The organism is Thiocapsa sp., assembly GCF_011390875.1.
In the GTDB taxonomy this organism is placed as follows: domain Bacteria; phylum Pseudomonadota; class Gammaproteobacteria; order Chromatiales; family Chromatiaceae; genus Thiocapsa.
In genome coordinates this window covers 1-21,213 of sequence record NZ_JAABRP010000083.1, presented here as the reverse complement: position 1 = coordinate 21,213, position 21,213 = coordinate 1, and the positions used below count along the sequence as shown (strand labels likewise).

The following is a 21,213-nucleotide window of genomic DNA, read 5'->3' as shown; positions in this document are numbered from 1 at the left end:
GGAGAAATTATCGATCCGGGCCTGCAGGGCCAGCAATTCGGCGACCTGTTCCTGCTTCACGCGGAATTCGCCGACGCTGTTCAGCGTGATCCCGACCAGAATGATCAGCCCGAGCAGGCAGCCGATGAGGCTGGCAACGGAGAGATGGACCAGTTTCACGGCCGCGACTCCGGATCCGCATGGCCGCCGGGAATCCCGACCACGGACGGATCAAGCGCGCGCAGGGCCGTGGCGTCGATGAGGTCGAGGACGGCGATCGTGTCGGTGGCGTGCCCGTGGCCCGCGCGCAGGGCCCAGTCGATCTGCTGCTGCAGCGTCGCGAGGACCGACCATTGGAGATTGAGCGCGTAGTCCAACGCCGGCCAGTTGCGGCGCAGGATGTCCCCGGGGATGTCGGCGTGCCGGGCATAGACGGTGATGGCCGCTTCGGGATCGCGATTGATCGACGCGATCGCATCGCGGTAGGCGGCGAGCACCGCACGGCTGCGTCCGGGCTGTTCGCGCGCGTTCGCGCGAGTCGTCACCAGCACCCATTTGGCGGCATAGATATTGCCGCCGGGGAAGCTGCGGAATTCCTCGCCGCCGGGCTCCCGAAGCCGCGAAAGCCAGGGTTCCCAGATCACCGCTGCGTCGACCTCACCTTCGCGCAGGGCGTCGGGGATCCGCGCGACCGGGTAATCGACCAGCTCGACCGCGGCCGGGTCGAATCCGTGGAAATGCGCAAAAAGCCACCAGACGAACTCGGCATTGGTCCCCTTGTGCAAGCCGATACGCCGCCCGCGCAGGTCCGCCGGGCGCTCGACCGGGCCGGAGACCGGTGCGACCACGTGGTTGAGCCGGATCGAATGCACCAGGCTGGCGAGAATGACCGGGTCGTCCGCTTCACCGGGCGAGGGGTCCGCGAGCCGATCGAGTACGATCGGCGTCAGCGCCATCAGCGCGAAGTCGGCCTCGCCCGCCCGCAGTCGCTCGAGGTTGCGCCTGCCCGATGCATTGAACTCGACATCGACATCGAGGCCGTGCCGGGCGAACAGACCCTCGTGCCGGGCGATGACCGTGGGCAGGTCGGCGAGGTAGTCGACCCCGGCCAAACGCACGGGCCCCGTATCGGCGACCAGCGCGCGATCCGCGCCGGGCGCCAGCAGGAGAAGCAGCACCAATGGAAAGATCGCTCGGCGCAATAGGGTGCAGCCTCCCCGAAACGTTCGGTGCGGCGTATCGCCCGGCGAGACACTGAGGCGGCTTAGGGGCATCATAAATGCAGCGGCGAAAGCGCGATCTTCGTGGGCTGCAACCTCCTGTACCAAATGCACTACCGGGATCGTACACCCAACAGGTCGCGAAGCGGGCCCTACAATTTGCGTTGTCGCTCACGTTGTTTCACTGCCTAATACCCGAATCGTTTCGCGAGGGGTGCTTGCGTCTTTTCCCCAGTGATGACCGGAGGCGCAATGTTGTCAGGCGGAGGAGCGCGATGAGAGTGCAGGCAGCCTGTCGAGGGGACCTAGAAGTTTCGAGTATGCGGGGCTCTGCCCGGACGGTAGGACGACCGTTTGTGGGTTCGTTGTGGCCACGTCTTGCAATCACGCAGCGAATGATTCTGAAGGCCCCTGGAGGCGGTCCGACTTGTCGCCCCGGCCTTCGGCGCAAGCACTTCAGCGCAGAAGCGGATTCCAGCGCGTCGTCAGCGCGACCGAGTAAGGCCGGCTCTCCTTTATCGACCTGGACCCGACACGCCCGCTTTATCGCTACCGGTTTCCTCATGCACTTCATGCTGCGGGGCATCGGGGTAACCGATAGGGGGCGTATCACGGAATCTCTATCGGCGAGCAATCTGCGGGGTCGGCATTTCCGATGTCCCGCCAATACCGATGACCAGAGCCTCAACGTCCGCTGACCTGGCTGAAGCGGATGCTGGATTTTGTATGCCTGTGACTGCAACGGGTCGTGACCGGTCCGTCGGCCGCTGCACGGTGACCGTTAACAGGATCTACCTGCCCGGCAGCGGTCTGTCCTGAGCGGCGGCTTACCGGCGCTCTCGAGGCATCTGCCTCGCGCGCACGCTGTCATGCGGGTCGGTTTGGGGTATTAATCTAAAACGACGGAAATGTCCCGCTCTCCCGGATAGCCGAACACGATTTATCCTACAAGCTCCTGTTCTCACATCGCGATCTGGTCGCGGACTTGTGCGACGCCCGTTGCTTGAGCCGAGTGTCGAGCATTTTTGAGACCGAAGGGCATGCATGGTGGACCTTCGAGCTGCTGTAGACCCTGCGTGACATTTTCGTCAATGCTGCAGTCGCCGGGATGGCACAACGCCTGCGGCTGATGGAGGGTGGACTCGGTGGGACTCTTCGATAATCTAGGTGCCGAGGGGTGAACCGGTTTCGGAAAACTCGATTTACCCGTCTGTTACCCGTCAGACAAAGAAAAAGGGTTAGCGGATGCTAACCCTTTGCTTTGATTGGCGTCCCCACGGGGGTTCGAACCCCGGTTACCGCCGTGAAAGGGCGGTGTCCTAGGCCACTAGACGATGGGGACGGTGACCGTTTTCAGCGATCCGACTGTGATCATGGTGCCGGATCCTTTCGATTGATTGGTGGAGCCAGGCGGGATCGAACCGCCGACCTCAACACTGCCAGTGTTGCGCTCTCCCAGCTGAGCTATGGCCCCGATGTCGTCGAGACGCGGAATATTACCGGCGGACTTTTCGTTTGTCTAGACCGGTTTTCATGCTTTGTTGCGGGCGGCGTGACCCAATATGCTGTGCAGCTTGACGCGAACCCGCTCGCGGGCTTGTGCGGGGCGCGCTGCCGGTGCATCGTATGCGCGCTTTCGAATCTATCCTCAAGGAGCCTAAATCTATGATGCGGATCTTATTGTTTCTCGCGACCAACGCGGCGATTCTCGTCGTCATCAGCGTGGTCTTCCGGTTGCTGGGGATCGACAGCCTGTTGCTCGAGGGCGGCGGACTCGACATGAACGCGCTCTTGATCATGTCGGCCATCATCGGCTTCAGCGGATCGCTGATCTCGCTGTTCCTGTCGAAGATGATGGCTAAGCGTGGGATGGGCGTGCAGGTCATCGAGCAGCCCTCCACCCCGTTCGAACGCTGGTTGATGGAAACCGTGGCGCGCCAGTCTCAGGCGGCCGGCATCAAGATGCCGGAGGTCGGCATCTTCGACTCGCCCGAGCCCAACGCCTTTGCCACGGGTTGGAACCGCAATGATGCCCTGGTGGCGGTCAGTACCGGGCTCCTGCAGCACATGACCAAGGATGAGGTCGAGGCGGTCGTGGGCCACGAGATCAGCCACGTTGCGAACGGCGATATGGTGACGCTGGCGCTGATCCAGGGCGTGGTCAACACCTTCGTGGTGTTCCTGGCGCGCATCATCGGCCACACGGTCGACCGGGTTGTCTTCAAGAACGAAGAGGGCCACGGCATCGCCTACTTCGTCGTCTCGATCGTCGCCGAGATCCTGCTCTCCTTCCTGGCCAGCATGATCGTGATGTGGTTCTCGCGTTATCGCGAATTCCGGGCCGACGAGGGCGGGGCGCGTCTGAGCAGTCGCACCCAGATGGCGAATGCCTTGCGTGCATTGCAGCGCGTCCATCAGCCGCAGGATCTTCCTGCCGGGGAGTTCGCGGCTTTCGGCATCTCGGGAAATATCGGCCAAGGTCTGAAGGTGCTGTTCTCCAGCCATCCGCCGTTGGAGAAGCGGATCGCGGCCCTCGAGCAGGCGCGCGACTGATCGCGGGACGTCGCCAACCTCGGCTCTTCTATACCGAGCGCTCTTGGGGTTTTCGGAAAGCAGGGCGTGCAATGCGCCAGAGACTCCGCGTGTGCTCGGTTTGTTCTTCTGCCCGATCGAGCGTCCGGCCTCAAGCCGGGCGCTCGCATTGTGCCGGATCGGCCGTTTTGCGACCTCGACGCTTGGCATCACTCGACCCGGTCGCCACCTCCTCCAAAGTGGTTGAGCGAAGCGGGTTGTCTCCGAGAAGGGCGGGACCATGTGGCGAAACACAGATGACGGCTATGGAGTGGTCGCCGTGGTGCTGCACTGGCTGGTGGCAGCGGTTGTTGTCGGCCTCTTCTCGCTGGGTCTGTGGATGGTCGAGCTGACCTACTACGACGCCTGGTACCGACGATCGACAGACATCCACAAGGGCGTCGGCATCCTCCTCTTTCTCGTCGTTCTGGCTCGACTCGGTTGGCGGCTGGTCAACCCCCGCCCAGTCCCGGAACCGGCACACTCGCGCCTGGAGCGGATTGCTGCAGCCCTCACGCATGTGCTCTTGTACGTCCTGCTTTTTGCGGTGATGACGGCGGGATATCTGATCTCGACGGCGGATGGGCGTGCCGTCGATGTCTTCGGCCTTTTCAGCGTTCCGGCCACCATCGCGGGCCTGCCCGGACAGGCCGACATTGCGGGGGATTTCCATCTGGCCTTGGCGATCGCACTCATTGCTTTGGCCGCAGTCCATGCGATTGCAGCCTTGAAACATCATTTCATCGATCGCGACCGGACGCTGTTGCGGATTCTCGGGCGCCGCACCCCGCGTCCGTCTCGGTCCGCTGCACATTCGAGGAGAAGAGCATGAACGCATTGAAGATCAAGATGTTGCGCCTCGCGATCTGGTGCCTGGCCGCGACCGCCGCGATTCCGGCCGTCGCGACCGCGGCAGTCGAGCGCTATGTGATCGACACCGAGGGCGGGCATGCCTTCGTGCAGTTTCGCGTCAAGCATCTCGCCTACAGTTGGCTGTACGGGCGTTTCAACGACTTTTCGGGAACCTTCACCTACGATACCGAAGACACGAGCAACTCCGCGGTGGAGCTGAACATCAACACGGCGAGTCTGGATTCGAATCATGCCGAGCGCGACAAACATCTACGCGGAAAGGATTTTCTCGATGTCGATCGGTTTCCGCGGGCATCCTTCAAGTCGACGGCCTACAAGGAGACCGGTTTCAACACCTCGGTGCTCGAAGGCGATCTCACCGTGAAGGGGATCACCAAACCGGTCCGGATCGAGGTGCAGCGCATCGGCAACGGGCCGGATCCCTGGGGCGGATATCGTCGCGGGTTTCAGGGTACGACCAGCTTCGCGCTCAAGGATTTCGGGATCGACTACGATCTGGGTCCGGCCGCCCGAAACGTGGAGATGATTCTGTCCATCGAAGGGGTTCGGCAGTAGGGTGCAGGCGTTATGATTCCGTCACTCGAAACAACCGACGAGACTTCGCCATGCCATCTCGCGTCGCCCTGATCGGCCTGCTTCTACTTGCGATTGCCCCCGTGCCGCATGCGGGAGGGTTAGGCCAGCCGATCACGATCCAGATCGTCAATCCCGGCTTCGATGAACGTATGATCGAGGTCGTCGACAACATCTGCAGACAGGTCGTGTTCTCGGCGACGCTGGCTGCGGAGTCGAGTGTCAGGGCCCACGTTTGTACCCGGGGCATGAACAAAGGAGACGTGACAATTCGCAACACCCTCACGGGAGCGCAGCAGCGACACGCCGACATCATCGACGACGTACGGTTGACGGCGCCTTAAACCGCGCCCGGCGCGGTATGCGATGTTTTTGGATGGGGTCGGCCCCGGCAGGTATGACCACCGTCGGAGTCGGCGCGGTTTAGATGTCTTCGTTCGTTCGCCCTGCGTCGGGGGAACGGATCAAGCGAGCAGGCCCCGGACATCCCGGTCCAGGGCGTCGATCAGTTCGTCCAGGTTGTTCAGATCGTAATCCGGCGGCGGCATGCCGTCGATCCAGGGGCGACCCGGGGCAAATTGGCCGGTCCGTACGAGCGCGGTCCACATCCCGAGCCGCTCCGCTCCGGCGATGTCCGTATCCGGACGATCCCCGACCATCATGCATTCCGCCGCAGTGCAGCCGAGGATCTCGAGCGACATCTCGTAGAGCAGGGGCTCGGGTTTGCCCACGAAGGTGGGCGTCACCCCGGTCGCGGCCGCAAAGGGGGCGACCAAGGCGCCCCCGCCGGGCAGGACCAGATGACGGCCGTTGCGCATGCCGTCGACGGCGGTGTCCGGATTCGTGGCGACCAGACGGGCGCCCCGACTCAGGATGAGGTTGATGCCGACGGTGAGCTGCTCGAAATCCAGCCCGGGTCCCTCGCCCACGACGACCACGTCGGCGCGCTCGGCGTCCGGCGTTCCGATCGAGCGTAGAGCGGCATCCAAGCCGCCGGCTCCGACGGCAAAATAGCGGAATCCGGGTCGAACGTGGCTCAGCCAGCGCGCCGTGGCCAGGGCGGAGGTGATGATTCGCTCCGGGTTCGGTCGCGGCAGCCCCATCGTGGCGAAGGCGTCGGCGACCTGCTCGGGTGTGCGGATCGGGTTGTTGGTGACGAAGGCGTGCGGTGTCGCTTTCAGGCGGCCGAGCAGCCGCCCCGCGCCCGGCAAGGGCCGGTCTCCGTGGAAAAGGAGACCGTCCATGTCGAGCAGCAGGGCGCGGGGGTGCGGGCGTTTCATTCAGTCGGCGAGGTCGCGGGCGAGTGAGTCACGGACCTCGGGGGTCGCCTCGACCTGATAGCCGTACTCCGGGTGATCGGTCCCGAGCGCGAGCTTCGCGCCATGTCTCATCGCCGCGGCCATCGGCGCCGTCAGCTCGAAGCGCAGGAAGTGCACGGCCGATGTCTTGGTCGCGTCCTCGCGTTCCATGTCCTCGTCGGCGATCGCGTAGACCCGATCGAAATCGGCGACTTGGACCCACACCCGGTCCTCGATACCGCGTAGCCGCGCCAAGGCATCGCGCCGTTCGTCGACGTCCTCGTACTCGATCATGAAGGTCGCCTTCCAGTTGCTCCCGTCCGGGACCATCGGGTTGTAGGCGTCGAGCTCGTCCTGAATCCCTGCCGACTCGAAGATGCGCTCGGCGCGCAGCATCTCTTGGATCTGATACTGCATGGTGAGGCGATCCTCGAAATAGAGCGTGGCATGCGCGCCGATCGCCACCTGCCGATGCTTCTTGTGGGCCATCACGCGCGCCCGGAAATCACCGCGAACCTCCGCGTATTTCTCGAGGCTGTAAAGGTCGTCTCGTGTCAGATGCATAGTCATCTCCAAACCGATTGATAGTTTTCATGACCCCGGCCGAAGCGCGTTCAGGGCGGTTTTCGGACTCGTCGAGTCGGGCTCGATCCCGCTAGCCGTCAGGAGAGCGGAAGAGGACGACTGCAAGTCGTCGATCCCGGGCCGTCGCCGCTTCGCGAGGATCTCCGGCATCGCCCTTGGTCGCCCGCATGAGCAAGACCCTTTCCCATCCTGAACCGCGTCACCGCCGATTGCCGCATGGTCAACGAAGACCGACCCGATACGCTGGTCTTCGCTGTCCTGCCGAACGCGGTTCAGCGCGGTTCAGAGCCCGTAGGCCATCCGCAACAAACTCAGCGGATGCCGCTGCTCGCCGTCCTTTCCCAGGGCATGCGCGATATGGGCGCCGGCCATCGGACAGTCGCTGCCGAAGTGATCCGGTGCCGCCTTCTCCACGCGGCCCGCGACCGGGCGCACGATCTTCATCGCGGAGGCGTAATACTCCTTCTTCACCGCGTAGGTACCGTCGTGGCCCGAGCAGCGCTCGATGATCTCCACTGTCGTGTCCGGCACGAGTGCCAGGACCTCACGGGTCTTCTGCCCGATGTTTTGGACCCGCTGATGACAGGACGCCTGATAGATGACGTTGCCCAGCGGCTTCTTGAAATCCGTATTGAGCTTGCCGTGCTTGTGACGGAGCATCAGGTATTCGAAGGGGTCGAAGATGTGCGCCTTGACCGCCTGCACGTCCTGATCCTCCGGGAACATCAGGGGCAGCTCCTGTTTGAACATGAGCACGCAGGACGGGACCATGGCGACGATGTCCCAGCCCGCGTCGACCAGGCGTTTGAGCACCGGGATGTTGGCGTCTTTCGCCGCCTTGACGGCTTGCAGATCACCGAGCTCGAGCTTGGGCATGCCGCAGCATTGCTCCTTCTCGGGGAGCGTGACCGGGATGCCCGAGTGCTCGAAGACCGCGATCAGGTCGGCGTTCACGCCGGGCTCGTTGTAGTTGCCGTAGCAGGTGGTGAAGAGCGCGACCTTGCCGGTGGTCGGGCCGGCCGGCTCGCCGACGGAGGAGCGACCGATGCGCGCCTTCTCGCTCTTGCGCAGTGTGTCGCTCACGTAGGGCGGAACCCGCGCGTCTTTATGCACCCCGAGCACGGCCTCGAGTGCTTGTCGTCCGGCCGAATTGGCGTTGACCGCGTTGACCAACCCGTTGACGACCGGGATCCCGGCGAGCGAACCGACGGTGTCGGTGCTGGTGAGGATGCGATCGCGCAGCTTGACGTTGCCTTGGCGATATTTGACGGCCTTGGCCCGAAGCATCAGGTGCGGAAAGTCCAGGTTCCACGCGTGCGGCGGCACGTAGGGACATTTGGTCATGTAGCACAGATCGCAGAGATAACAGTGGTCGACCACCTTCCAATAGTCGTCCTTGGCCACACCGTCGACCTCCATCGATTCGGACTCGTCCACCAGATCGAAGAGCGTCGGGAAGGATTGGCAGAGACTGACGCAGCGACGACAGCCGTGACAGATGTCGAAGACACGTTCCAGCTCCTTGTCGAGCGAAGCCTGGTCGTAGAAATCAGCGCTTTGCCAGTCGAGCGGGTGACGGGTCGGGGCCTCGAGACTCCCCTCCCGGCTCATTGACGTCGCCATGCGTTAACCTCCCCTGAATCGGTGGTGTCCGTGGTGCGAGCGCGTCGAGGACGGGTCGCCCCCAGGTCGCTTCACGGCCGCTCCGCGAGCGCAGGATCGTACCGGGGGACGACGGACCGGACCTGCCGACGGCCACGGCCATCGTCGGCCTCGACGATGCCCTAACTGTAGACGGGCCGGTGGCGGCGTACCAATCGATAGGGCGAATCGACATCATCGTCGAGACGAAGCGTGCGGGGCCCGACCGTCGACTCGCGGCAGCCGGCTTTCGGCGCCGGTCGATTACAGCAGCTTTTCGATCGCCCTCACGACCTTGCGGTCATCCGGCTTGGTGAAACTGACGTAATGATCCACGAGATTGCCGTTGCGATCGATCAAGTACTTATAGAAGTTCCACTTCGGGTAAGGAGCACCGGCGACGGCGAGCCGCTCGAAGAGCGGGGAGGCCGAACCCTTCTTGACGCCGACCTTCTCGAACATCGGGAATTCGACCGAGTAGGTCAGGCGGCAGAACTTCTCGATCTCTTCCTCGTTCCCCGGCTCCTGGTTCGCGAAGTCGTTGGACGGGAAGCCCAGTACGACGAGACCTCGGTCTTTGTACGTGCTGTAGAGGGTTTCGAGTCCCTCGTACTGCGAGGTGAAGCCGCACTTGCTTGCGGTGTTGACGATCAGAATGACCTTTCCCTGATAGGCTTCGCAGAGGTTGACGACCTCCTCGCCCGCGAGTCGGCGCATCTCGACATCGAGCAAGGGTGAGCAGGGTGGGGCGGCGGCGCTTGCTGTGGAGCTCATGGCGGCGATTCCTAATGCAAATAGTGTGGTCTTCATCATCGGGGGAAATCTCTTCGGCGTCGGGCATGCGTCGTCCTACTTGGTCTTTCGCGAGGTAATGCACAAAATGCCGAATACAATCCCGTCCTCGGCGCGGAGGCGACGCGTCGCCTCCGCGCCGAGGACGGGAGATGTGACAAGAGTGATTTGAAAACGGGGGGCGGGCACCAACCTGCAAAGCCTTGTGGCGCGTGTCGTACCGAGTGCCTTCGAGGACTTCGGCACGAGTGTCCGTTCGTGAACGACGATGGGATTTTTTGGGACCAACGAGGAGCAGGATCGGTATGAGCGACTGGGTGAAAGCGAAGGTGACGGGTAAGCATGCCTGGACGGACGGACTCTACAGCATGCAGTTCGACGGTCCGGTCGCCGACTTCAAGGCGGGTCAGTACATCAAGGTCGCCTTGGATATCGAGGGCGATCGCGTGGGTCGACCCTATTCGTTGGTCAATCCGCCGCAGGAGCGTCCTGTGGAGATCTATTTCAACGAGGTTCCGGAAGGCCCGCTGACGCCGCGTCTGTCCGATCTGAATCCCGGCGACGAGGTCTGGCTCTCGGAGAAGCCGGGCGGGATATTCACGCTCGATACGGTCGAGCCCGCGGAGACGCTCTGGCTGCTCGCAACCGGGACCGCACTCGGTGTCTATCTCTCGATCCTGCGTTCGCCGGAGCCTTGGGATTTGTTCGAGCGCGTCGTTCTGGTGCACGGCGTACGTCAGGCTACGGATCTGACCTATGGCGAGACCCTCGCTGCGATCGCCGAGCGACGTGGCGAGCGGTTCACGTTCGTGCCGGCGGTCAGTCGCGAGACGGTTCCGGGTGCGCTGTCCGGCCGGATCACCGACCTCTTGACGGGCGGCCGCTTGGAATCGCATGTCGGTGCGGCCATCGACCATCACACCAGTCACGTGATGCTGTGCGGGAACTCGGCCATGATCAAGGATGTAAAGGTCATCCTCGAGGAGCGCGGTCTGGCCCGGCATAAGCGGCACGCGCCCGGACAGTACACGACGGAGCAGTACCATTAAACTGCGCCCGGTGCGGTATGCGATGTTTTTTGGATGGGATCGGCCCTCGCAGACTTGACGAGCGTTTGAGTCAGCGCAGTTTAAGATTCTAAAAATAAATCATTTTGAACTGTGTCCCCGCTAAGCGGCGTGGATGGGCCAAACGTCGAGTTCACTCGACATTGAGGATCCTGCTCTGGACGCGGTTTAGGCGATCCGGAATTCGGAGATCGGAACCGATTGCATCGACGAGCCGGATCCCCATGGAAACCTCTGCGACATCGCTCAAAACGCTGGTCCGACTCTCCGCTGACGTAACCACCCGCTCGTCGCGGCGTGACAAGATCGGTCTGATTGCGGATGTGCTCGGTCGGCTGGATCGGGAGGAGACTGCACTCGCGGCGAGCTATCTCGCCGGGCAGATCCCGCAAGGTCGCGTCGGGGTGGGGCCGGCGCAGGTGGACGCGCTCCGCGGTCTGGTCCCGGTCGAGCAGGGCCGTTTGACCCTCGGCGACCTGGATCGGACATTCGCCGCCCTGCTCGCCGTCAAGGGTGCCGGCGCTCAGGCGCAGCGTCGGGCCCTACTGCAAGCGCTGTTCGAGCAGGCCACCCGCGAGGAACAGGGATTTCTTGCCCGGCTGATGCTCGGCGAGCTGCGGCAAGGGGCGGTCGAGGCACTCGTGATGGAGGCGGTCGCGCAGGCGGCCGGGCTGGATCCCGCGCTGGTTCGGCGTGCCCTCATGCTGAGCGGCGATCCGGCGCGGGTCACGCGCACGGCCTTCGACACCGGGGCCGCGGGACTTCGCGCGATCGGTCTCGAGCTCTTTCGCCCAATCCTGCCGATGCTTGCCCAGCCCGCGGAGGACCTGGACGACGCGCTCGCCCGGCTCGCTTCGCCCGATCTCGAATTCAAGCTGGACGGCGCCCGGGTGCAGGTCCACAAGCGTGGCGAGGCGGTGCGGGTCTACAGCCGGCAGGGACATGAGGTGACTGCGGCGGTGCCCGAGATCCCCGAGCTGATCGCGCGGCTTCCCGTTGCGGACTTGGTGCTCGACGGCGAGGTCCTTGCGCTGCGTGCGGACGGGCGACCGCATCCCTTCCAGACCAGCATGCGCCGCTTCGGTCGGAGACTCGACGTCGCGCGTCTGCGCGCCGAGCTGCCGCTGAGCGCCTTCTTCTTCGACTGCATCCAATGCGACGGGACACTCATGATCGATGCCCCTGCGCGGGAGCGTTTCGCCGCACTCGCCGAGGCGGTTCCGGGGCGCGCTCTCATCCCGCGGTTGCAGCCGAGCGATGCGGCCCAGGCCCGCGCCTTTCTGGAGCGCGCACTCGCCGCGGGTCACGAGGGGATCATGGCCAAGGACCCGGCGGCGCCCTATGCGGCCGGCGCGCGTGGTCGGCAGTGGCTCAAGATCAAGCCGACGCAGACGCTCGATCTGGTGATCCTGGCGGCGGAGTGGGGCAGCGGTCGACGTAGCCGTTGGCTGAGCAATCTGCATTTGGGCGCACGCGACCCGGCTGGCGGTTTCGTCATGCTGGGCAAGACATTCAAAGGCTTGACCGATGCGATGCTGAGCTGGCAGACCGAGCATCTGAGCGCGCTCGCGGTGGCGCAGCAGGGCCCGGTGGTGCATGTACGGCCCGAGCTGGTCGTCGAGATCGCCTTCAACGAGCTTCAGGAGAGTTCACAGTATCCGGGCGGGCTCGCCTTGCGCTTCGCGCGTGTGAAGCGCCATCGTCCGGACAAGACTGCGGATCAGGCCGACGACATCGCGATGGTGCAAGCGCTCTTTCGGCGGCAGATCGCCTATTCGTCTTAAACCGCGCCCAGCGCGGTATGCGTCGTTTTTGGATGGGATCGGCCCCGGCGGATTTCAGAACCGCTGGAGCCGGCGCGGTTTAAAGTATTAAAAAATATAAAATTTTAAACCGCGTCCCCGCTAAGAGTCGTGGATTCACCAAACTTCGAACTCACTCGAAAGTTGGCATCTCGCTCTGGACGCGGTTTAACACCAAAGGCTTTGGATGCACCAAGCGTCGAGCTCACTCGAAGAGGAGCATCTCCCTCAGGACGCGATTCAAGGTGCCGATGCCGGAATACCGCCGAGGAACGATGACTCATCCACTCTGTCGACATCTGGTGCTGGTGCTCGGGGATCAGCTCGATGTCGGAGGCCCTGCCTTGAGGGACCTGGATCCGACTCGCGATCGGGTTTGGATGTGCGAGGCGGTCGAGGAGTCGACCCATGTGCCCTCGCACAAGGCTCGGATCCTGCTGTTTCTGTCCGCGATGCGGCACTTTCGCGACGCCTTGGAGGCGGCGGGCGTGAGCGTCCATTATCGGGCGCTGGATGTCGAGGCCGATCCGTCGCTCGCGGCCGGCCTTGCCGCGGCGATCCGGGTCCTGCGTCCCGAGCGCCTGATCCTGGCCGAGCCAGGGGAGCATCGCGTTCTCGTGGCCTTGCAGGGCGTCGCCGAAGCCAGTGCAGTGGCGCTCGAGATCCGCCCGGACGAGCACTTCATCTGCTCTCGAACCGAGTTCGATCGCTGGGCGGCCGGTCGCAAAGGGCTCCGCTTGGAGCACTTCTACCGCCATCTGCGCAAGCGGGAATGCATTCTGATGGAAGGTCCGGCGAATGCCGCGCAACCCGTCGGCGGGCAGTGGAACCTGGACCAAGAGAACCGCAAGGCGTTCGGTCGGCAAGGTCCGGGCATGGTGCCTGAACCGATCGGTTTCCCACCCGACGTCGTCACGCGGGACCTGATTTCCCTGATCGAGCGGCGTTTCCCCGACGCGCCAGGCACCCTGGAACGCTTCGACTGGCCGGTGACCGCGGCCCAAGCCCGGGAGGCGCTCGACGACTTCATCCGCAACCGGCTTGCTGCGTTCGGCCCGTGGCAGGACGCCATGTGGACCGACGAGCCCTATCTTTACCACGCGCGGATCTCGGCCGCCCTCAATCTCAAGATGCTCGACCCGCGCACGGTGATCCATGCCGCGATCGCGGCCTTCGAGGCGAACCAGGCGCCGCTCGCCTCGGTCGAAGGCTTCGTCCGTCAGATCCTCGGCTGGCGTGAATATGTGCGCGGGATCTATTGGCGCGAAGGGCCGGTCTATCTGGAATCCAGCGCCCTGGAGGCACATCGTCCGCTCCCGAATTTTTACTGGACCGGCAATACCGACTACGCTTGTCTCGAGGCGTCGATCGGACAGGTGCTCGACTACGGTTACGGCCATCATATTCAACGTCTGATGGTGACTGGACTTTTCGCACTCCTGCTTGGGGTCGAGCCGCGCGAGGTCCACGCTTGGTATTTGGCGATGTTCGTCGATGCCGTCGAATGGGTCGAGGCGCCCAACGTGATCGGGATGAGCCAGTTTGCCGACGGCGGGTTGTTGGCCTCCAAACCCTATGTGGCGACAGGCCAATACATCAATCGAATGAGCAACTATTGTCGGCACTGCCGCTATGATCCGAAAGAGGCTATCGGCGAGACCGCCTGTCCATTCACGACGTTGTACTGGGATTTTCTCGATCGGCACCGGGATCGGTTCGCCAACCATCCGCGCACTGCGCTGCAGTGGCGGAATCTCGCGCGGCTGGATCCCGAGCGCCTCGGCGCGATTCGTCGACAGGCGGAGGCGCTTCGCGCAGATTTGGTGACGGGAGGGAGCGGTTGAGGGTGGGAAGAGCTGTCAGTCTTCAGCTATCAGTTATCACTTATCACTTAAACCGCGTCTCTACCGTCGATGCAGATGGCCTCGAGACCAAGCCAGACTGAACACAGCCCATATCACTTCGGACGCGGTTTAACCATGAGCAAAGACGTCATCATCATCGGTGCCGGTCTCTCCGGACTGGCGTGTGCCGTTACCCTTCGCGAGCGTGGTTTCGAGCCCCTGCTGCTCGAGGCGTCCGATGCCCCCGGCGGGCGTGTGCGCACCGATCGACGCGACGGGTTTCTTCTGGATCGCGGTTTCCAGGTCCTGCAGACCTGGTATCCGGAGGCGCAGCGGTTCTTTGACTATGCACGCCTTGACCTGCGTCCCTTCTATCCGGGGGCGCTCGTGCGCACGCAGGGGCAGCTGTATCGTGTCAGCGATATCTGGCGCCGTCCGACACGGCTCCCCGAGATGCTGGTCTCACCGGTGGGAAGCCTCGGCGACAAGCTGAGACTCCTCGTGCTGCGTCGCCGCGCTCTGGCGGGCGATCTCCAAGCGCTCTATTCGCGTCCGGAGCGCGAGGCGTTGACCTTGCTGCGCGAGTTGGGTTTTTCGGCACGCATGATCGAGCGCTTCTTCAAGCCGTTTTTCAGCGGCGTCTTCTTCGAGCCCGGATTGGGTGTGTCCTCGCGCGCCTTCGAGTTCGTGTTTCGCGCCTTCGCATTGGGCGACACAGCGTTGCCGGCGCGCGGCATGGGTGAGCTTCCGGCACAGCTCGCGCTGCAATTACCGCGCGACTCCATCCGCACCGGCGCACGGGTCGAGCGTATCCTGGATCAACAAGTCGTGCTCGATACCGGCGAGCGGCTGCGGGCGGGCTCTATCGTGCTTGCGACCGAAGGCAACGAAACGGCGCGGCTTTTGGGTCGATCCCACAGCGCCGCGGTGGCGGGTCGGGGAACCACATGTGTGTATTTCGCTGCGAGCGTGCCGCCGATCGAGGGGCCATATCTCGTGGTCAACGGCGAGGGACGAGGGCGGATCAACAGCCTGCTGTGTCCGAGCAATCTCTCGGATCATTATGCCCCGCGGGGCGAGAACCTCATCGCGGTCAACGTGCACGGCGCGGAGCATAACCCGGATGCGCTCGAAACCGACCTGCGTCGCGAGCTGATCGGCTGGTTCGGCGATCAGGTCCTGGGCTGGAAACGCTTGGCGGTGTATCGGCTGCCGCGTGCCTTGCCGGTTCAGTCGCCGCCTGTCGCCTATCCGGGTGCCGCGCGGCTGCGTCAATCCGATTGGCTCTGGACCTGCGGGGAATATCGGTCGGCGCCCTCGATTCAGTGGGCGTTGCATTCCGGGCATCGTGCGGGGGAGGAGATTGCAAACAGCCTGCTCGGCAATCGCCCGGGAGATGCGATCGGGCAGTCGGATGCCGGACCGCGCACCACGAGCCTGCCCTCGGCGGATTCCTGAGACGCGGATCTCACCCGCGCTCGCGGCGTGGGCTCGCCCGAGCGTCGGACTCCGCCGGGACGGGTTCCGACCCTACCGAAAGAAGGGGTTCTGTCGGCAAGAAAACCCAAGATCCTGAATGGGTTGCACCTATGCGGCCGATCTCCTATCGTAGCCGCTCACGAGAACAATCATCCACCTGGAGTTTGGAGTATGAGCTCTCCCTTTCTGCGTGCGCTGGCTTTTTCACTCGTTTTCTCGGGCACCTTGGCCGTTACCCCTTCGGTCCTCGCCAGCACCTCCGATGCGGAGACGGAGGCGGAGCCGGATTTGGATCTCGGTCAACGCCTGCATCGTCAGTGCGCGCTCTGCCACGGCCAATTCTCGCAGGGCATCTTGGGCGGAAAGTATCCACGTTTGGCGGGGCTACCCGATTATTATCTGATGAAGAGTTTGACCGACTATCGCGACGGCGTGCGCGAGCATGCGGCCATGACCGTGGTCGGCGGTCTGCGCACCTTGTCGGACTATGATCTTGCCAGCCTATCCGCCTATATCGCGAGCATCGACCTCGACGTTGTCCATCCGCTGGATGTGCCGACTCCCGAAAGCGCGGATGTCGAGAACGGCGAGGATATCTACAAGAGCGATTGCAAGACCTGCCACGGACGCGCGGCCGAGGGCAACAAGCGCAAGGAAAGTCCCAAGCTCGCCGGCCAATACGACGGCTATCTCTTCCGCCAGATCGAGAAGTTCAAGGCCGGCAAGCGGATGCACGCCAACGATCCGGAGGACGAGACCTTCGTGGACTACAGTGACCAGGACATCCTCGATATCATCGGCTTCGTGACCACGATCGACGACAAGAACTGAGCCCTGCGTCGGACACATCCATAAGAATATCTTGAGGATACAAGAATGAAACACCTGAGCCTTGTCGTTGCACTCGCCGTCTTGACGTCTTTGCCGCTGATGGCGGCCGAGGATGCTTCCCCCGAGATCCGCGTCTCGGATGTCGAGCACACCGTGCTCAAGGTCGGGCTTGCGCCCGGTGTCTCCGCCGATGCGGCGGGCGAGGCCATGCTCTCGAAGGCGGTTGAGCTCAACATGCGCTTGGTCGCGCATCTCAACGTCGGGCAGGAGGTCGGAAACCGCGGTATCGATTCGATGCGCTTGGAGATCTTCCAGTTCTGCAATCCCGAAGACGCGGTCAAAATGGCGCGATTCAACACCATTTTTGCAGCCTACATGCCGTGCAGCATCGCCTTGGTGGAGGACAACGACGGCCGGATCTGGTTGCAGATGCTCAATCTCGACATGCTGATCAGCGCCTATGATCTGCCGCCCGAGCTCCAGGCCCTAGCGCTCGGGATCAACGGTCAGATGCTCGACATCATTACCGCCGGTGCCACCGGCGAGTTCTGATCCGCCGTTTGTCGGGTCAGGGTGACCTGACTCGACGGCACGCCCAAATCCATGGGCGGGTCCTTAGGTCGGATTCGCGATAGCGTCATCCGACCTGCAACCCTCGAGAAGGCTGCAAGCGTCGGGGTACGGCGCGCATCGACCTCGGCGGGCAGCATTCGAGAGCGTGTCGGCGCGCCTTTTCAGACCTACGGCATAGTCCCTGCGGTCTTGACCGCTCGCCGATATCCAAGCCAAGGTCGAAGCAGATACTGCATCCCCGCAAACCCCAGCGCGAGAGCGCCGAGCACCGCCAAGGGCGCTGCCGCCGCCTTGTATCCCGCATCGTCGAAGAGCAGCGTGACGGCCAGGATCACGGCCAAGATCACGACGGCGAGATGAACCCGCAGATCCGTTGCCGGCCCCGGCCACCGGGCCGCCAGCACGGCGCCGAGCCAGGCCGCGAGTGCCCCCCCGAACAGTCCGGCCGCCACATCGACCGGCCAGTGTACGCCGACCGCCACCCGGCTCAGTCCGGCCAGTACGGCCAGCGCCAGGAATAGCGCCCGCAACCCCGTCCATCGTGTGAAGTAGATCAGGACCCCGAAAAAAACCGCTGCGGTCACGCTGTGACCGGACGGAAAACTTGCACGGGTGTGGCTCGGCCCGATGAGATTGAAGGTTTCGACTGCAAGGACGCCCGGCGGTCGCGTCGCGTCGAACAGCGCCTTGAATCCCCGGCTGTAGGCGGCTGCGATCAAAGCCGCGAGAACCAGCGCCCAGAAGATCCTCGGATAGCGCAGCGCGAAGAGGATGGCTAGTGCGAAGGGGACACGCTCGTCGCCCAAGACCGTCAGACACTGCCAGACCCAGTCCGGATAGCCCGCTGCGGCGGCGTTGATCCGGATGAATCCGGCGTCGTATCCGACGGCGAGATAAAGCGTGAGGCCGACGATCAGACAGATCCCGGCCCAGCGTCTCAGCCAGGCCGCGCCGCTCGGTGAGGTGAGCGGCGTCCGCGCGGCTCCAGCCTCCAAGCGCTTGCGAAGATCCTGTTTCCCGAACGCGATGAGGTCGGAGTGCATCTTTAAACCGCGCCCGGTGCGATATGCGTTATTTGTTGGAATGGCTTGGCCGCGCCAGCCCCGACGACTGTCGGAGCTGGCGCGGTTGAAAGTCTTAAAAAAATATCAAATTCTAAACCGCGTCTCACCGGGGTCGAGGACATCTCAGAAGCCAAACGCAAAATAAAGACTACGCATCTCGCTCCGGACGCGGTTTAGTCTCAGGGTTGCGCTTCGATGGCACGCCTGTCGTCCGCCTGGCCCATGCGCACTAGGGCAACCGGCCCTCGACGATAGAGGAGGTCATGCTGCAGGCCGGGGAAATCAGCGGCGAGGGCGTGGAGCTTGTCGACACGCAGGAAAACCAGCTCGCCGGGCAAGGGTGGGCGATTCGGTGTGACGGCATCGCGATAGACACTGAAGCTCGGCATCGAGGTGCGATAGACCACGGTCGGCAGGCCCAGCTCGCGCGCCAGCAGACCCGCCTCCTTGACCGGTGCCTGCATCACCTCGAAGACTCGCGGCACCAGGACCCCGTAGACCACCAGCGTTTGGATGACGCCGGCAAGGATCAGCCGCTGCCAGAGGGGCGGGCGCGACCAGAGGAGCAGACCGATCATCGCGGCCAGACCGGCGAGCATGGCGCCGAGATAGTCGAGCCCAAGGATCCCGCGGGCCTCTTGGAACATGGCGACCTCATGTGCCCGGTCCGCTTGGGATTCGGCCAGGCCGACGACTCCGGGGAGCACCGCAAGCAGGCCGAGGAAGATCAGCGGTGCCGCGAAGGCGAGCCAGCGGCCTTGCAGCAGATCGCGATGCTTCGCCATCAGGATGAAGAGCGGGGTGGCCCCGTAGAGCAGGTAATGCGGCAGCTTGGTGCCGGAGAAGGAGAAGAAGACGAACACCGTGCCGAACCAGATCCAGAGGAAGCGTTCGAGGGGGTCCGACCAGGCGGCACGAAGCCCCGGCAACAGGCGCAGGAACCAGCCGGTGAAGGGCAGCAAGATGATCGGCAGCATGACCAGGTAATAGCCCGGAAATCCGGCGTGGCCGTGCATGGCATCACCGAAGCGCCCGGCGTTGTGCTCCAGGAAGAAGCTGCGGAAGAATCCCGGCCCGTCGTCGAGATAGACCGCGAGGTACCAGGGCAGGGCGACGAGAACGAAGACCAGCCAACCCTTCGGTGCAAAGGCCGCTTGCGCCCAGCGTCCCAGCTGACGTTGCGACCCGAAGAAGAGCAGGCTGACCAGTACCGGGAAGAAGACCGCAACCGGGCCTTTGGTCAGGAAGCCGAGCCCCATCCAGAGGAATGCGCGCAACACGAAGCGCCGGTTGGTCGCGGGATTCGGGTCCAGGAAATAGCGATAGATCTCGAAGAAGGCGAGTGCGATGAAGAGGTTGAGCACCGCATCGGCGACTGCTCCCTTCGCGATCACCGAGACCTGGAGGCTCAAGGCCATCACCAGGCCGGCGACAACCGCGCTCTCGCGATCCAGACGCTCGCGTACGAAGCCCCAGACCGCGAGCACCCAGAGCGTGGCGGCGATCGCCGAGGGCAGGCGCAGCGCCAGCTCGTTGAATCCGAACGCCTGCGTCGAGGCCGCCTGCAACCAGTAGATGAGCACCGGCTTGTCGTAGCGGGGCTCCCCGTCCTTGTGAGGGGTAATGAAGTTGCCGCTCGCGAGCATCTCGCGGGTCGCCTCGGTGAAGGCGCCTTCGTCCAGATCGTAGAGCGGCACTGCGCCCAACTGCCAGTAAAAGCTCAGCAGTACGACGGCGACGAGCAGCCAGGGCGAGGTCAGGATGCGCCCGAGCATCCCGTTCGGGCCGCGGTCGGCGATGGCCGGGCTCATGCCGAGTGCCTCCAGCCCGCGTCCGCCGGATCGGACTGCCAGCGAATCCGGTGGTGCGTGTGCTCGCCCGAGGCGTAGAAGGTGCGCGTCATCAGCTCGGCGAGCACCCCGGTGGTCAGAAACTGGATCGACATGACCAAGAAGAGGATGGCGACGAAGAGCATCGGGCGTGTCCCGATGTGCTGACCGAGCCCGAACTTCACCCAAAGCATGTCGGCCATCAGGATGCTTCCGACCACGCCGAAGAGGATCCCGATGGAGCCGAAGAAGTGTCCCGGTCGCGAGCCGAACCGCAGGAAGAAGAAGGCCGACAGCAGGTCGAGCAGCACCCGGAAGGTGCGCGAGATCCCGTACTTGGAGGTCCCGAACCGGCGCGCCTGATGGGAGACCTCGGTCTCGCCGATGCGCTCCGGCGCGGTGACGCCTGCGACCCAGACCGGAATAAAGCGGTGCATCTCCCCGAGCAGGGTGACCTCTTTGATCACCTCGGCGCGATAGACCTTGAGGCTACAGCCGTAGTCGTGCAGGGCGACTCCGGTGACCTTGCCGATGAGTGCATTGGCGATCTTGGAGGGCAGCTTGCGCATGACCAGCGCATCCTGACGCTGGCGACGCCAGCCCTGCAGGAGATCCAGGTCGCGTGCGAGCAGCTCCTCGACCATGCGCGGGATGTCGGCCGGATCGTTCTGCAGGTCGCCGTCCAGGGTGGCGATCAGCTCGCCGCGCGCGGCGTCGAAGCCGGCCTGCATGGCCGCGGTCTGGCCGAAGTTGCGCCTCAGCCGAATCACGCGCACATGCGGCCCGCAGCGCTCGCCGACCTTGCGCAGACGCTCGCCCGTGCCGTCGCGGCTGCCGTCGTCGACACAGATCAACTCCCAGGCGCCTCGGTAGCCGGCAAGCCCTTCATGGACCCGCGTCAGCATGGGCTCGACGTTGTCGATCTCCTGATACATGGGGATGACAACAGAGAGCGACGGATGGTCCGTCGGGTCTTTTCCGTTCGGCATGAGGGCTGCCCCGGAGCTCGGGGACGCCGACGCAGGTGCCGGCTCGATCAAGGTGTTCATGTGAGTTCCAAATGGTCACGCCCAGCAAATTCGAAGCCAAAAATCCACGTCACGCGTAGGATGGGTAGAGCGCAGCGAAACCCATCCTCCCCGCTCCGACATCTCGGATCCGGGACAGCAGAGCGCAGCGAAACCCATCCTCC

Annotated in this window: 18 protein-coding genes and 2 tRNA genes; 10 read left to right on the top strand and 10 right to left on the bottom strand. The window is 63.6% G+C overall.

All coding sequences use genetic code 11. The features are described 5' to 3' along the window. Positions 1-155: 155 nt before the first annotated feature. From GPT33_RS08695 to GPT33_RS08685, 3 genes are all read right to left on the bottom strand, one after another. Positions 156-1,091 carry an NrtA/SsuA/CpmA family ABC transporter substrate-binding protein gene (locus GPT33_RS08695; protein ID WP_296807472.1) on the bottom strand — a complete coding sequence of 312 codons (936 nt, stop codon included), beginning with the start codon at positions 1,089-1,091 and terminating at the stop codon, positions 156-158. A gap of 1,374 nt (positions 1,092-2,465) precedes the next feature. Next, positions 2,466-2,541, bottom strand: a tRNA-Glu gene (locus tag GPT33_RS08690). A gap of 56 nt (positions 2,542-2,597) precedes the next feature. Beyond that, positions 2,598-2,673 (bottom strand) — tRNA-Ala (locus GPT33_RS08685). A 191-nt stretch (positions 2,674-2,864) separates the two neighbouring features. Between GPT33_RS08685 and htpX the strand changes: the two genes are divergently transcribed. The 4 genes from htpX to GPT33_RS08665 all read left to right on the top strand — a co-directional run bounded on the left by htpX (position 2,865) and on the right by GPT33_RS08665 (position 5,560). Continuing rightward, positions 2,865-3,752 carry a protease HtpX gene (gene htpX, locus GPT33_RS08680; RefSeq protein WP_296807470.1) on the top strand — a complete coding sequence of 296 codons (888 nt, stop codon included), beginning with the start codon at positions 2,865-2,867 and terminating at the stop codon, positions 3,750-3,752. A 259-nt stretch (positions 3,753-4,011) separates the two neighbouring features. Beyond that, on the top strand, positions 4,012-4,602 hold the full coding sequence (locus GPT33_RS08675) for a cytochrome b (RefSeq protein WP_296807467.1): 591 nt from the start codon (positions 4,012-4,014) through the stop codon (positions 4,600-4,602). Beyond that, entirely contained in the window at positions 4,599-5,198 is a 600-nt protein-coding gene (locus GPT33_RS08670) for a YceI family protein (RefSeq protein WP_296807465.1), read from the top strand. The genes GPT33_RS08675 and GPT33_RS08670 overlap by 4 nt, the downstream gene beginning before the upstream one ends. Positions 5,199-5,248: 50 nt before the next feature. Beyond that, positions 5,249-5,560: a hypothetical protein gene (locus GPT33_RS08665; protein WP_296807462.1), complete on the top strand. Its 312-nt coding sequence runs from the start codon at positions 5,249-5,251 to the stop codon at positions 5,558-5,560. A 120-nt stretch (positions 5,561-5,680) separates the two neighbouring features. Here GPT33_RS08665 and GPT33_RS08660 read toward each other — a convergent pair whose 3' ends face one another. The 4 genes from GPT33_RS08660 to GPT33_RS08645 all read right to left on the bottom strand — a co-directional run bounded on the left by GPT33_RS08660 (position 5,681) and on the right by GPT33_RS08645 (position 9,514). After that, entirely contained in the window at positions 5,681-6,496 is an 816-nt protein-coding gene (locus GPT33_RS08660) for an HAD-IIA family hydrolase (protein ID WP_296807458.1), read from the bottom strand. Further along, positions 6,497-7,078: a DUF3501 family protein gene (locus GPT33_RS08655; RefSeq protein WP_296807455.1), complete on the bottom strand. Its 582-nt coding sequence runs from the start codon at positions 7,076-7,078 to the stop codon at positions 6,497-6,499. A gap of 303 nt (positions 7,079-7,381) precedes the next feature. Further along, positions 7,382-8,722 carry a heterodisulfide reductase-related iron-sulfur binding cluster gene (locus GPT33_RS08650; RefSeq protein ID WP_296807452.1) on the bottom strand — a complete coding sequence of 447 codons (1,341 nt, stop codon included), beginning with the start codon at positions 8,720-8,722 and terminating at the stop codon, positions 7,382-7,384. A 282-nt stretch (positions 8,723-9,004) separates the two neighbouring features. Beyond that, a complete protein-coding gene (locus tag GPT33_RS08645; RefSeq protein ID WP_296807449.1) occupies positions 9,005-9,514 on the bottom strand; it encodes a glutathione peroxidase in 510 nt (169 codons plus the stop codon). A 323-nt stretch (positions 9,515-9,837) separates the two neighbouring features. Between GPT33_RS08645 and GPT33_RS08640 the strand changes: the two genes are divergently transcribed. The 6 genes from GPT33_RS08640 (at position 9,838) to GPT33_RS08615 (ending at position 17,107) form a co-directional block, all read left to right on the top strand. Then, the gene (locus GPT33_RS08640) at positions 9,838-10,581 is read left to right on the top strand and encodes a ferredoxin--NADP reductase (RefSeq protein ID WP_296807446.1); all 744 of its coding nucleotides are present in this window, start codon (positions 9,838-9,840) and stop codon (positions 10,579-10,581) included. 242 nt (positions 10,582-10,823) lie between these two features. Continuing rightward, positions 10,824-12,383: an ATP-dependent DNA ligase gene (locus tag GPT33_RS08635; RefSeq protein WP_296807443.1), complete on the top strand. Its 1,560-nt coding sequence runs from the start codon at positions 10,824-10,826 to the stop codon at positions 12,381-12,383. 293 nt (positions 12,384-12,676) lie between these two features. Then, positions 12,677-14,245, top strand: a complete 1,569-nt coding sequence (locus GPT33_RS08630) for a cryptochrome/photolyase family protein (protein ID WP_296807440.1) — start codon at positions 12,677-12,679, stop codon at positions 14,243-14,245. A 135-nt stretch (positions 14,246-14,380) separates the two neighbouring features. Further along, complete coding sequence (locus GPT33_RS08625) at positions 14,381-15,703, top strand: FAD-dependent oxidoreductase (RefSeq protein ID WP_296807437.1); 1,323 nt, start codon at positions 14,381-14,383, stop codon at positions 15,701-15,703. Positions 15,704-15,895: 192 nt separating this feature from the next. Then, positions 15,896-16,555, top strand: a complete 660-nt coding sequence (locus GPT33_RS08620) for a c-type cytochrome (RefSeq protein ID WP_296807434.1) — start codon at positions 15,896-15,898, stop codon at positions 16,553-16,555. Positions 16,556-16,600: 45 nt separating this feature from the next. Further along, the gene (locus tag GPT33_RS08615; protein WP_296807432.1) at positions 16,601-17,107 is read left to right on the top strand and encodes a DUF302 domain-containing protein; all 507 of its coding nucleotides are present in this window, start codon (positions 16,601-16,603) and stop codon (positions 17,105-17,107) included. Positions 17,108-17,295: 188 nt separating this feature from the next. Here the strand turns inward: GPT33_RS08615 and GPT33_RS08610 are convergent, their stop codons facing one another. The 3 genes from GPT33_RS08610 to GPT33_RS08600 all read right to left on the bottom strand — a co-directional run bounded on the left by GPT33_RS08610 (position 17,296) and on the right by GPT33_RS08600 (position 21,010). Further along, positions 17,296-18,171: a phosphatase PAP2 family protein gene (locus GPT33_RS08610; protein ID WP_296807429.1), complete on the bottom strand. Its 876-nt coding sequence runs from the start codon at positions 18,169-18,171 to the stop codon at positions 17,296-17,298. A 200-nt stretch (positions 18,172-18,371) separates the two neighbouring features. Beyond that, positions 18,372-20,003 carry a glycosyltransferase family 39 protein gene (locus GPT33_RS08605; protein ID WP_296807426.1) on the bottom strand — a complete coding sequence of 544 codons (1,632 nt, stop codon included), beginning with the start codon at positions 20,001-20,003 and terminating at the stop codon, positions 18,372-18,374. After that, complete coding sequence (locus GPT33_RS08600) at positions 20,000-21,010, bottom strand: glycosyltransferase family 2 protein (protein WP_296807475.1); 1,011 nt, start codon at positions 21,008-21,010, stop codon at positions 20,000-20,002. The genes GPT33_RS08605 and GPT33_RS08600 overlap by 4 nt, the downstream gene beginning before the upstream one ends. Positions 21,011-21,213 lie beyond the last annotated feature (203 nt).